The sequence below is a fragment of the Dyadobacter koreensis genome (assembly GCF_900108855.1).
Lineage (GTDB): Bacteria > Bacteroidota > Bacteroidia > Cytophagales > Spirosomataceae > Dyadobacter > Dyadobacter koreensis.
The window spans coordinates 740,855-754,051 of record NZ_FNXY01000003.1; the positions used below are offsets into that span (position 1 = coordinate 740,855).

General features: G+C 41.3%; 11 protein-coding genes. 8 read left to right on the forward strand and 3 right to left on the reverse strand.

Annotation, left to right across the window (positions count from 1 at the left end; all coding sequences use genetic code 11):
• Nucleotides 1-54: 54 nt before the first annotated feature.
• Nucleotides 55-1,395, forward strand: a complete 1,341-nt coding sequence (locus tag BMY70_RS11735) for a sensor histidine kinase (protein ID WP_177197007.1) — start codon at nt 55-57, stop codon at nt 1,393-1,395.
• A gap of 104 nt (nt 1,396-1,499) precedes the next feature.
• On the opposite strand, the gene BMY70_RS11740 is transcribed toward BMY70_RS11735, so the two are convergent.
• Both BMY70_RS11740 and BMY70_RS11745 read right to left on the reverse strand, forming a co-directional pair.
• Nucleotides 1,500-2,714: a DUF1501 domain-containing protein gene (locus BMY70_RS11740; protein ID WP_090335349.1), complete on the reverse strand. Its 1,215-nt coding sequence runs from the start codon at nt 2,712-2,714 to the stop codon at nt 1,500-1,502.
• 25 nt (nt 2,715-2,739) lie between these two features.
• Nucleotides 2,740-4,146 (reverse strand): DUF1800 domain-containing protein, encoded by a 1,407-nt coding sequence (locus BMY70_RS11745; protein ID WP_090335515.1) that lies wholly within the window; start codon nt 4,144-4,146, stop codon nt 2,740-2,742.
• 252 nt (nt 4,147-4,398) lie between these two features.
• Here BMY70_RS11745 and BMY70_RS11750 point away from each other — a divergent pair, with 252 nt between their 5' ends.
• Both BMY70_RS11750 and BMY70_RS11755 read left to right on the forward strand, forming a co-directional pair.
• Complete coding sequence (locus BMY70_RS11750) at nt 4,399-4,827, forward strand: hypothetical protein (protein ID WP_090335350.1); 429 nt, start codon at nt 4,399-4,401, stop codon at nt 4,825-4,827.
• A 9-nt stretch (nt 4,828-4,836) separates the two neighbouring features.
• Nucleotides 4,837-5,277 (forward strand): hypothetical protein, encoded by a 441-nt coding sequence (locus BMY70_RS11755; protein WP_090335351.1) that lies wholly within the window; start codon nt 4,837-4,839, stop codon nt 5,275-5,277.
• Between the two features lie 73 nt (nt 5,278-5,350).
• Here BMY70_RS11755 and BMY70_RS11760 read toward each other — a convergent pair whose 3' ends face one another.
• Nucleotides 5,351-7,048, reverse strand: coding sequence for an amino acid permease (locus BMY70_RS11760; RefSeq protein ID WP_090335352.1), 1,698 nt, complete (start codon nt 7,046-7,048; stop codon nt 5,351-5,353).
• A 271-nt stretch (nt 7,049-7,319) separates the two neighbouring features.
• Here BMY70_RS11760 and BMY70_RS11765 point away from each other — a divergent pair, with 271 nt between their 5' ends.
• From BMY70_RS11765 to BMY70_RS11785, 5 genes are all read left to right on the forward strand, one after another.
• The gene (locus tag BMY70_RS11765; RefSeq protein ID WP_090335353.1) at nt 7,320-8,105 is read left to right on the forward strand and encodes a PI-PLC domain-containing protein; all 786 of its coding nucleotides are present in this window, start codon (nt 7,320-7,322) and stop codon (nt 8,103-8,105) included.
• A 78-nt stretch (nt 8,106-8,183) separates the two neighbouring features.
• The gene (eat, locus tag BMY70_RS11770; protein ID WP_090335354.1) at nt 8,184-9,488 is read left to right on the forward strand and encodes an ethanolamine permease; all 1,305 of its coding nucleotides are present in this window, start codon (nt 8,184-8,186) and stop codon (nt 9,486-9,488) included.
• A 390-nt stretch (nt 9,489-9,878) separates the two neighbouring features.
• A complete protein-coding gene (locus tag BMY70_RS11775; RefSeq protein WP_090335355.1) occupies nt 9,879-10,757 on the forward strand; it encodes a response regulator in 879 nt (292 codons plus the stop codon).
• A 101-nt stretch (nt 10,758-10,858) separates the two neighbouring features.
• Complete coding sequence (locus tag BMY70_RS11780) at nt 10,859-11,227, forward strand: BlaI/MecI/CopY family transcriptional regulator (protein WP_090335356.1); 369 nt, start codon at nt 10,859-10,861, stop codon at nt 11,225-11,227.
• Between the two features lie 12 nt (nt 11,228-11,239).
• A complete protein-coding gene (locus BMY70_RS11785; protein WP_090335357.1) occupies nt 11,240-13,192 on the forward strand; it encodes a M56 family metallopeptidase in 1,953 nt (650 codons plus the stop codon).
• Nucleotides 13,193-13,197: the final 5 nt, after the last annotated feature.

Consider the following 13,197-nt stretch of genomic DNA (forward strand, 5'->3'; position numbering starts at 1 on the left):
GGAAATCTTCTAAATGATTTCCTCCCAATCAACCTTTTCCAAACCTTCCAAAAAATGACCGGTTTACGCCATTTCAGCATCATGATCGCCGTCAGGATAACTGTTATTATCCTGACAATAATTGGTCTGTTCTGGCTTGCAAACTATCATACAAATGTTGGTCTGATTTGTATTCTTGGCTCAATAATTGTATTTGTACAGGCTGCATCTTTATATAATTACGTCACCAAGGTCAACCGGAAGCTGATTTATTTTCTGGAATCCGTACGGTATTCTGATTTTACGATCAACTTTCGTGCGGACAATACAATGGGACCAACTTTTCGTGAACTTAACCAGCAATTCAACGAGGTTCTACAGGCTTTCAGACAAGCCCGGGCGGAAAAAGAGGCCAGTCTGCAATATCTGAATACGATCGTTCAGCACATAGGGACCGGACTGATCACATTCGATGGTTCGGGGCAGGTAAATATTGTAAATAGCGCGGCTCTGAGAATGTTGGGGATTTACCGGCTTCATAATTTGAGTGAACTGGAAGATAAACATCCGCGATTATACGAATTGCTGGCTGATCTCAATTCAGGGGTCCGCGAATTATATCGCACACCTTCAGACCAGCCGCTTGCCTTGCAAGGTGCCGCAATTCAAATGCATGGAAAATGGGTGCGAATTGTGGTTTTACAGAATATCCAGACCGAACTACAACAGCAGGAAGTGGAATCCTGGCAAAATCTTACGCGGGTTTTGCGTCATGAGATCATGAATTCGATGACGCCGATCGTGTCGCTTGTAGGAACGATGCGGCTGATTGTCAATGAGGATATTGAAAAAAGTACCACCAACCAGGAGGCTGTCGGGGACCTGAAGGAAGCACTGCAAACGTTGGAAAAACGAAGCAAGGGCATGATGCAGTTTGTTAACGCATACCGCGACTTCACAACCTTGCCCAAACCAAATTTCGCCAGCCTGAACGTGAAGGAATTGCTGCATGAAGTAATCCAGCTCATGCAAACCGACCTGACGGCTGTTGGAGTTTTGTGGCAGGTAAACGTCAAGCCCGAAACTTTATCGGTCAAAGCAGACAGCAGCCAGATTCAGCAGGTACTTATCAATCTGATCAAAAATGCTTCGGAATCTTTTTCCGTTCAGACCAATCGAATGATTTCTATTAATGCTTACGTTACTGACAGCCTTACGATTATCGAGGTTGAAGACAACGGAGACGGTATCGAGCCGGAAGCACTTGATAATATTTTCATTCCTTTCTATACAACCAAAAAAACAGGTTCCGGAATCGGATTAAGCCTTTCCCGTCAAATTCTCCAGCAACATGGCGGACAGCTGAATGTTCGTTCCGATGTTGGTAAAGGGACCGTTTTCTCTTTGGTTATTTAAGATTCAGGTAACACAGAGACCCGCGGAGAATTAAAGAGGGACAAAAAAATTTTTGATAGGTTTTTGTTTTTATAATAACTGGCAGACATTTTAATTCAGCCGCCTTAACTTATCTGCACCAGATCTTTCAAACCTGCGAACGATTTTCCCAAAATAACTTTATCATCTGCTCCCAGCCAGTCTTTTAACAGCGAGGAGTATAAGTCTCGAAAATCGAGTGAATATTTAATATCACCGCCATCAAGGTCCATAAGATTGGGTGCCTCGTTGTAGATCACCGAATTTCTTTGCGCTCCTCCGATTAAAAAAACATTGTTCGCAGTTCCATGATCGGTTCCGTTACTGCCGTTTTGTTTCACACGCCTTCCAAACTCACTGAAAGTCATCACCATAGTTCTGTCAAGCTGCCCATGTTTTTTTAAATCTTCAACGAAAACACTTACGGCCTCGGCATATTGTTTTAACAACCTGTCCTGCTGATTTCTTTGTCCCACATGCGTATCAAACCCTGAAAGTGACACGTAATACACTTGTGTATCAACGCCGGAAATGATCAGCTCGGCTATGGTTTTCAGACCTTTACCGAGCTCGGAATTTGGATATTCAATCTGCCGACCTTTTACGTTACCTTTTTCAAATAAATAATCGGCGCTCGACTCGGTATCCGCCAGCGTTTTATATAGATAACTGACAGGGTCATGCTCTTCTTCATCATGCGCGAAAGTTTTGGCGAGGTTCCAGGCCATACCGTTTCGAGTTTGTCTGTAAAGTTTTTGAGGGTCCAGCATCAACAGTCCGTTAGCCCTTTTTCCTTTCATAGCGAGACTTAGCGTATCATCAATTTCCAGCATATGATGCGGTTTGATCTCGCAGCCTGCGCAACTCGAATCAAGATAACGTCCGAGCCATCCGGTCGTTAAATATTCATCCGCACTGCTGGCAGTTTGCCAGATATCCATCGACCGAAAATGCGAACGGTCGGGATTTGGGTATCCTACATTATTTAAAATACTGACTCTTCCATCATCATATAACCGGCGTAAAGATTCCAGCGCAGGATTTAATCCAATTTCATCGTTCAGTGTCAAAATCTTTTCTTTCTTGATCGCTAATGCCGGACGTTCCCGGTAATAAATATCATTTCGATAAGGAACTACGGTATTCAGGCCATCATTTCCGCCTGACAACTGGATGACTACGAGTACTTTCCCATTTGCTTCCTTTGCAATTCCCGATTGATGTGCCTTTAAAAAATGCGGCACCAACATGGTCCCGGCCGATGCGAAAACCGATGTTTTAAGAAAATCACGTCTTTTCATTGTTGGCAATTTTTTGGTATGAAAATCAACTGATCTGATATTCTGGTAAGCCCATGATGGCCAGCGTCAGTCGTTTTATATGATTGGTCCGGTCAGAAATATCTTTGTTTTTATCAATGATTAAGGCCATAACAGAAGGTTTTGGTTGGACAGCGAGGAGCAGCTGAGATAAAATAACGGGTAACTTCTCATCCTGAATTTTATCAAACCGATTCGCCCATTTTGCCCAATCCACATTGATCCGCGCATTTTCACCTTTCCGTTTTACATTCTGATCGTTTACATCGCCACTATCCTTGGCTTTGATCTTATGCACTGCAACACCGGCCATCAGATCTGGCAATTGCATTCTGAATAGTAAACCGGAGCTATCGACCCAGTTTCGCCCACCTGGCCAACCAGCAACATTGGGAGGATAAAACAATACCTGTCCCAGCACTTTTTGAATATACAAAAAGGGTTCTTTGTCAATAAATTCCGCTCCACCCAAAGTCCGTTGTATACCAATAACCAACTCAACCGGTGACTTGATCAGCATATTTCCCGAAGTGTTCTCGTAAAACCAGCCAGCACTGAAAATCGTGTGCATGAGCTTACTGACATCATAACCCGATTTGTAAAAATCATCGGCCAGTGAACTGATACGCTTTTCATCCAAATTTTCACTGACGAATTCCTTATGAAGTTTAGCGGTGATAAATCTGGCTGTTTGCCTTTGTTCAAGCAAAATCTTTATGACATCCTCCCCTCGAAAATTACCTTTTTTGCCCAAAAAGCTCTTTTCCTTATCATCATGCAGTTTTTCTCTGAATTGGAAATTTCCCTTACTATCAAATCCCCACCCGGTAAAAGCCCTGGCACCTTCTTTAATATCGCTTTCGGAATAATGTCCTCGTCCCAGCGTGAACAATTCCATGACCTCCCTTGCGAAATTCTCATTCGGTTTATTTTTCCTGTTTTGCTGATTATTAAGAAATTGAAGCATCGCTGGTTCTTTGGAAACTGCCATCAACAAATCTCCAAAACTTCCCAAAGCATTTTTCCTGATCGTATTCAGATAACTTTCGACAAAGGCTGAATTCTGGACACGACAAGCAAAATGTCCGTGCCAAAAAAGAGCCATTCGCTCACGAAATGCATTTTCCCCGGCTGCCATTTTAGCCATCCAGGCAGCATTCAACTCACGAATTTCTTCGCGGTTTCTCTTCATACGATCTTTTTTCACCTCTTCAATATTAGCCGGCATCGCACTATCTCCCATGATTGATATATCCGGCTGCGCGCGTGCCAATTGTATTGGCATGTAAGAATCACTTTCTCTAAAAAGCCCCGCTATCGCTCTTCTGACGGAGATTTCTTTTTCAGGTATACCCCCGAAACGCGCCCGTCGATATAGATGAAGTAAGTCTCTGTTTATCAATGCATCTTTCATAGCAGCATACTTTTTTCTGTTGGACTGAACGATCACCTAAAGGTTTAACGAAACGATGTCACTCTTTACACCCGGATTCTGAAAGCTGAGAAAATAACTTTTTCAATAACAAGGGTTTCTATTTTTTATTTTATAATATTCAGATAAAAAATAGCGTTTTAATGAGCTTTGTTTGAGGATGAAACGAGAATCAGGACAGAGTTTACAACCATCATTATCATTTAAGAGTCTTATATCAAAACCCGGAATACCATGAAGAGAATCTACTTTCTACTTTTTGCTGGTGCAATGTTGCTGTCCTGCCAAAAGTCTTCTGTTGACAAAAAAGAAGATGGGATTCTTCGTTACAAAGAGTCCGTCGCAATCAACGACATTCCAAGGGCAACGCTTACTTTTTTCGACGTGACCGACAATCGCTGTCCGGAGGGCATTCAATGTTTTGTTGCAGGAAACGCGCGTGTGGACTTGACGCTGGACGGAGTCACAACGGAAGGAAGAATAACAAAACATGTCAAAATGTGTCTTGGCGACTGTTCTAACTTCGTGGCTGACACTATTAATGAAGAATTTGCGGGAAACAAATATCAATTTATTTTAAAATCAGTAAGTCCTTTTCCGAAGAAAGATATGCAGTCAGTCAAAGCTGAATACAACATATCGCTGGAAATCAAAAAAAATTAACCGAAAATCATGTCCAAATCAGTGCTGTTCTTTTTCCTTATTTCCCTAATCACTTCCTGTAAAACGGATAGAATATTATTGAAAGAAGGAAATGAAATTCTTTTTTATCAACAGCCGAATCTTTTGGATAAGAAGTCGCAGACATTTCTAACCTTATCGAAAGTAGAAGATGGGCGGTGCCCGGAAGATGTCAATTGTATCTGGGGTGGCCTGGTTAATGTCAATCTGGAAATTGATTTAAGAAATTCAAAAAAGAAGGAAGATTTAAAACTTTGTTTTGGTTGTCTAACCTTAAAAGACAGCATAAAAGCGATCCCATCTGAGTCTGAGATAAATCTGGGAGGTGCGAGATATCATATAAAACTTCTGGACGTAAAGCCGAATCCCAACGTTGGAAATCCTCCGAAAATTGAAGATTACAGGGTTTCTATTCAAATAGATCAATTGTAAAATAAAAGGCGCTGCCAATGTTTAAACACTGAAAACGCCTTGTATTATATTTTCAGTTTTATTCCTGATCTAATCAATCCTCATGTCCGGCAAGCTTGCTTTTTCTGTATCCATAACTAAAATAAATCACAAGCCCGATCGCCAGCCAGATAACAAATATGAACCAATTGGAAGCACCAAGTTCGGTCATCAGGTATAAATTTGTAAGAATACCCGCCACCGGCAGAATCGAGAAATTGTACTTAAAGCTCATGACAGACAATACAACCCAGGAAATCCAGAATATGACTGTCAGAAGTTTATGTTCGAAAATTCCGGCAATTGTCAATGCTTTCCATTCGTCAATGATACCTTGTCCGTAAAAAGCGAGGCCTGAAATGGCAACCAAAAGTCCGAACCCAACTAAAAATTTACCGTTTACGTAAGGCACCTTGAACTTGGATCTTTCTGATATTCCTGAATGATCAAGGTATAATACCCCGCCGCATACCAGAATAAAGGCAAAAAAGGTGCCGACACTGGTCAGATCGACGAAGAAATCCATTTTAAAAAACAAAGCAGGAATCCCGACAACCAGACCCGTAACAATGGTTGCAAAGGAAGGCGTATGATATTTCGGGTGAATTTTTGAAAACTTTTTCCACAATAAACCATCCCGGCTCATCGTCATCCAGATTCTCGGCTGGCCAAGCTGATATACCAGCAGTGCACTTGTGATCGCGATAACAGAACTTACCGAAATAAGCCCGGCCATGAAATCCAGGCCAATATTTTGAAAAACAAACGCTAACGGATCACTGACGTTCAATTCCTTGTAATTGACCATTCCGGTCAAAACCAATGTAATTAAAACGTATAAAACAGTACAGATCATCAGGCAATAGATCATCGCTTTCGGCATATCGCGCTGCGGATCTTTGCATTCTTCTGCCGTCGTTGAAATCGAGTCGAAGCCGATAAAGGCAAAGAAAACTGCTGCCACACCGCTCAAAACACCTTTTACGCCATTGGGAGCAAACGGTGTCCAGTTTTCCGGTTTAACGTAAAATGCACCGGCAAAAATTACGAGTAAAACGACGCTAATTTTCAGGATCACCATTATATTACTCGCTGTTCTCGATTCCCGGATCCCGATATATACCAGACTTGTTACCAGGGCAGTGATCAGCCCGGCCGGAAGATCCAGAATCAAATGAAAACCGCCTATAACAGGAGCAATTTCGTAGGCATGCGCCGCCAGTTTTTCCGCAGCACTTAAAGAGGCGATACCACTGGTCTGAAGTTTTGCGAACGCATCAGCAGCTGAGCCGGGATCGATAGTCAGATATCCGGGAATAACAATGCCAAAACCTTCCAGCATACTAACGAAATATTTCGACCAGGAAATGGCGACTACCATATTGGAGACTGCATATTCGAGAATTAATGCCCAGCCAATAATCCAGGCAAATAATTCACCGAAAGCTACGTAGGCATAAGTATAAGCACTGCCGGAAACCGGGACAGTGCTGGCAAACTGCGCATAAGAAAGTGCCGTAAAAACGCAGGCAATAGCCGTAAAAACAAACAAAAGTGATACCGCGGGGCCGCCATTAAAACTTGCCAAACCAATTGTACTGAAAATTCCGGCTCCGACAATTGCGGCAATTCCCAATGAAACCAAGTCGCGCACGCCCAATATTTTGGCTAAACCACCACTTTCATTCGCATGTGCATCTATCAGGATCTGATCAACTGTTTTTTTACGAAATAGTGAAGCGTTTCTTTTCATTCGGTATTGAGATTATGGCGAGTTTTTTAGTTCGTGAGAGCGAAAATAAGGATATTCCCATATCATCATGTTATATACCCAAAATTTGTTGATTTAATCATCCTATTTCCAGGGATAATTCCTTGTTTTTACATTTCCTTCAATCAAAATACGCCTATTTCATTCCAATTCTTCATTAATGCTTTAATTTGGGGCATTTTCCTGTTCTCTTAATCACAATTTACCTTTATATTTACGCTCACTACTTTCTAGCCCTGATGATGTAACCGTTATGAAATGTGCTCTGATATCGCCCATCGTATTTTCCATTTTTATTCATAGCACGCTGGCGCAAACTGTTGACTCATATTCCACAGCGCAGGCACATTCACATAACGACAGCAGGCAGTTAAGGCCTTTTATAGAAGCTTACGATCAGCAGTTCGGCTCTATTGAAACAGATGTTTTTTTAAAAAACGGAACACTGTATGCCGTTAATCACGAAGTAGATGCAAACGCAGACCGAACACTGGCAAAATTATATCTTCAGCCCATTTCGCAACAGCTTGAAAAAAACAACGGTATGATTTACGTCCAGAATGACGTATATCTGCAATTGGTTTTTGATCTGATCACACCGGCTTCCGAAACCATGCCTTTGTTGGTCAAGGAACTTGAAAAATTCAAGAATCTGACAGAGCCGGATTGTACTGTGAAAATCGTGATCACAGGTCAAATCCCTGCGCCTGAACTATTCGACAAATATCCCGATTATATCAAATTTGAAGGAAGCCCGGATATTAATTATACGCCTGAACAACTGGAACGTGTAGCACTTATCGGACAGTCTTTACAAAAGTATACCGGCTGGAACGGTGAAGGTCCTTTGCCTAAAAATGACAAAAAATCAATTTCGAAAGTTATTCAGAAAGCGCATGAACTTGGGAAAAAAATCCGTTTCAGGGACGCTCCTGACAATATCAATACCTGGAAAACGATGATGGCCCTTCAGGTCGATTATCTGGACACCGGAAAAGTAATTCAAATGGGAGATTATCTGCGAACCGCACCACGCTGATAAATAAAATCCTGCCGCAAATAGACTGATTAAAGATTTTGCCCGTACTATTCAAAATTCTACCTAACTCATTCTTGCATGTCGACAGACCAGGTTGTTGCCCTTAAAAAAGTTTTGAAGCCCGTTCACCTTTGGGCAATTGCAGTTGGACTGGTGATTTCCGGTGAATATTTTGGTTGGAACTATGGCTGGGGAGTATCCGGTACCATAGGTTTTTTGATTGCCACGCTTCTCGTGACGGTTATGTATGTCACCTTTATTTTCAGTTTTACAGAATTAACCACATCCATTCCGCAGGCAGGAGGTCCGTTCGCCTATGCACACCGCGCATTTGGTTGGTGGGGCGGGTTGATAGCAGGTTATGCAACTCTCGTTGAGTTTCTCATAGCGCCTCCTGCCATCGCCTTTGCCCTAGGAAGTTATACTCATTTTCTTTACCCGTCTGTTACGGTTTTGCAAACCGCATTTGCGTGTTACGTTATTTTTATCGGCATTAACATGCTGGGAATTAAGGAGTCTGCAACATTTTCACTGGTTGTCACGTTGCTTGCAGTCGGGGAATTATTGCTTTACGTCGGGATTATTGCGCCGAGTTTTTCTTATGATACTTTCGTCACCGACCCGATGCCGTTCGGATGGTCGGGAGTATTTGCTGCGCTGCCTTTTGCGATTTGGTTTTATCTGGCTATTGAGGGAGTTGCAATGGTTGCGGAAGAAGTGGAGGATCCAAAACGTACTATTTCCAGAGGGTATATTCTCGGAATTCTGACGCTGGTTATTCTTGCGCTGGCAGTAATGATTTTTACGGGAGGAATTGCGCACTGGAAAGTATTGAGCACCATCGATTATCCGCTTCCTGCTGCATTGGGTATCGTTTTAGGACGAGATAACAGCTGGACACAACTTTTTGCGAGCCTTGGTCTTTTCGGCCTTATCGCCTCTTTTCACGGTACGATCATCGGATATTCACGCCAGATTTTCGCCCTGGCAAGAAGCGGTTATCTTCCTTCATTTCTCGGGCAGGTAAATTCCCGCTTTCAGACACCACACTGGGCATTGCTTACCGGCGGATTTATTGGTTGCGTCGCTTTAAGCCTTGGAACAACGGATCAGGTGATTATTCTGGCAGCGCTTGGAGCGGTTGTAATGTACATTATCAGCATGGCTGCGCTTTTTGTTTTACGTAAAAAAGAACCACTTCTCGAACGCCCCTTCATCGTTCCGGCATATCCTTATTTTCCGGTAATTGCCTTAGTCTTATCAATAGTTTGCTTGGTTGCCATTGTCTGGTACAATCTTGTTTTAAGCTTTTGGTTTTTCGCCGGGTTATTCCTGATAACCGGTGTCTTTTTTTTGAAAGGAAAACATAAAAGTCTCAATTAATTGTTTCCATGATAAACATATTTTTTAACCGCAATCAACGCTTACAGTCCACGGCAGGGCCTTGCCGAGAATAAAATTTGCCTGACAAACCAAATTAAAATTAAATTCAAGACAAGTTTAGTTAAATAATATAATACCTTCTAAATTAGACCATTAGTCTAATAACAACCTCCCATCTTCCTCTAAAATAAGCTGATGCAGATCGGCGTTTCGGTGTCTGATAGTTATCAAAAAATTTCATCTTTTGATAGCTAATCACTTTAATAAGTTTTCTGAAAAATGCAGGTTGCAACTCTTAGTATGCGAACTACAATGTGTATTATAGAGGTATGAATTTCCGGATTCGGCTATGCAAATTATCCTCGACACATTACCTAACCTGACACTAGTATGGGAACTAAGAAAACAATATATCTTGTGGATGACGATGAAGACGATCTTCTTCTGTTAAGACAGGCACTTGAAAGTGTAATTCCCGGCGTCAGTATTATTGAAATCAGAGATGGAAAGACATTACTGGATATGGTGGAAAAACAGGAAGAGAAACTGAATCCTTCGCTGATTTTAATTGACCTTAACATGCAGCGCATGGGTGGCATCGAAGCCGTCTCCAACTTGAAGGCTAACCCCAAAACACATAACATTCCCGTCGTCATGGTCTCAACATCTAATGACGAGCAGGTGATCCGCGGGGCTTATGAAGAGGGAGTAAGTGCTTTTATTACAAAACCTTTGTCTCATGCCGAATATAAAAAAATTGCCGAAGCGATTAATGTCTGCTTTTTAAATAGTTTTTCTGGGCACGATGACGTTTTGATCCCCGACAATTTTAAAGATAAAAGTATCTTGGTTGTCGAGTGCGATGATGAAAAATGGAAAACAATGAATCATGGCTTTAAAAGTTATTTGCATGATCTGAATATAATCAGAACATGTAACAGACTGGATACCTTGAACTTCTTAACGGAAGAATGGTTCAATTTGCCAAAACCGCCAGAGCTGATAATTTTTGATATATATCTGCCCACACGACAGGAAGGCCTTGGGCTCCTTGATTCTATCCGGTATTTTTTTCTGTTTCATAGTCTACCCGCTATACCAATTATTATTTTTAGTACTTCTGATCAGACAGAAGATATTAAAGCATGTTACGAACATAATGCCAACGCTTATTTGACCAAATCGCAGGATATTAATGAATCTATGTCCTATTTTAAAAAACTTTGTCATTTTTGGTGCAGCATGATTTCAGTGCCCAAATCGATGTAATTCGAAAGAACTAACGGCCGGCGCATTACTAAAATAAAAATTTTCAGCAGAATAGATTATTAGTTACGAATTTTTCGTAGACTTACGAAAAATTCGTAACAATGGAGAAACTAACGCAGCAAGAGGAGGAAGCGATGCTGGCAATATGGAAAACCGGTGAAGGTAATGTTAAATCTTTCATGGCCGCTTTCGAAGGTGACACACCGCCCTACACCACATTGGCATCAACGATTAAGAATCTGGAAAAGAAAGGTTTTGTGAATAGCCGCCTGATAGGAAGTTTCTATATCTACTCTCCCGCTATCTCTGAAGAAGCTTACAAACAGAAATTTATGGGAAATGTCGTGAAGGATTATTTTGAAAATTCTTACAAGGAACTAGTTAGTTTCTTTGTATCAAAAAATAAGATTTCGGCCAGCGAATTGAAGGAAATAATTGACTTGATCGAAAATAAAAACGACAACCAATAATCTGAAAAAGCGATGTCTCCCTGGATTGATTACCTGCTCAAATTATCTGTCAGCCTTTCGGCGGTCGCACTGTTCTATTATTTTATACTCCGCCCTTACACCTTTTATAACTGGAATCGATGGTATTTGCTGATCTATTCGATGTTATCGTTTTTTCTGCCTTGTATTGATATCACCACAACGATTCAAAAACGGGACTTTATGCCGCCTCAACTGGTTTCTTCGATTCCGGTGGTAAATGCTTCGGGGTTACAAAATATACTGCCCGTTAAAATGGGCAACGCGGATAGCAGGTTTTCGCTTACCAATTTAGTCTTGATGACCGTGCTTGCCGGCGTACTCGTAATGCTTATCCGATTGATTTTACATTTCGCAGCCTATTTGAAAATCAAAAACAAGGCTGAATTATTATCCACCGAGGAAGGTGTTAACATTTACAAAATCAAAAACGACGCGCTGCCATTTTCTTTCGGTAATTCCGTTTTTATCAATCCGGATCTGCACAGCGAGGAAGATCTGAGAAAAATTATTCTTCACGAATATATTCATGTTAAGGAAAGACATAGCATAGACAATATCTGGTTTGAGATTCTCTGTGCTCTGAATTGGTACAATCCCTTTGCCTGGCTGATCCGCTATTCTGTCAGGCAAAATCTGGAATATATTGCAGACCGTACTGTGCTAAAAAACGGCGTTGACCCGAAGCAATATCAGTATTTGCTGTTGAAAGTGTCCGGAGTTCCTGAATTCAGGATCGCAAATCAGTTCAATTTCTCCTCTCTTAAACAGCGAATTATGATGATGAATAAAGCGAAAACGGCAAAAATCCATTTGATAAGATTTCTTTTTGTGATACCGGTGCTCCTGTTTGTGCTTTTTACTTTCAGAAAGGAAATTGCCTCGTTGGAAGCCGTCAAACAACTTACCGGAATAAAAGAATCAGTATTTACATATAATACAAAAGGTAAAAATAAGAGGATTGCCGGACTTATGCTGGATGGAGAAACCGGAGAAGCAATTGCAAACTACCCGATTGATCTTTACACAAAAATTCCGGGCAGAAAAGGTTTAAGTGAAAAATATATAACGACGCTGAAAACTGACAACGCAGGATTTTATTTTTACGAGGACACGCTGAATCCTGAAAATCAAGACTTTACCATGTATCGACTGTCGTCCGGAGATGAAATATTCAAGGAATTGTATCAGAGCTCAACCAATGTTTCATTTGAACAGGATTTTCTGAACTACTTTTATGCAGTAACCTTCACCGGAAAACGTGGAACAAATATCACAGTAAAATCTTATAATTTGAAGATGTCGAACCTCACGGAAGGGGCCAACGGATCTGAGGTATTCAGTGAGATTTCTGCCCAGCTTTCCGATATCAGACACGATTACAATCTCATCGCAGGTTTCAGGAACCATTATCCTTATCTGATACCCGAAAAAATAATTACAGAATTCGGAGACGCTTATTTTGACCAGAAAAAGGAGATGATCGGGTATGTTTCGCAAATGGAATTTTATTTGGACGGCAAAAAAGTTGGTTTTGAAAATATCAATGAGGTGTTCAGCAAAATTCCTGTTCAGGTAAAAAATATTCGCACCGAAGGCGAAAGCAAATATCATTCACCGTTTTCTGCCGAGAAAATCCGGCATTACTATTTCACATATCCGTACAGCATGGCTCCACCAGCGAAAACGTTATTAAGTAGCAATAATATTGAATGGAAAAGTATCAATGATTTCGACTTGTCGAAGCTTGAAAATGAAGCTTACTTTCTGGACGGTTTTCGCCAGGCAAATGGTATGGGGAGCAATATGAAACCCGATAAACAAGATATCCGGACAGTGGCTTTGTTTAAGGGGGATCTTGCAAAATATTATGACAAACAAGCTGACAAAGTCTGGTGGATCGAAACGCGACCGGCAGAGCAGGTTTTTGAAAGACCGATGTTTTAGATTTA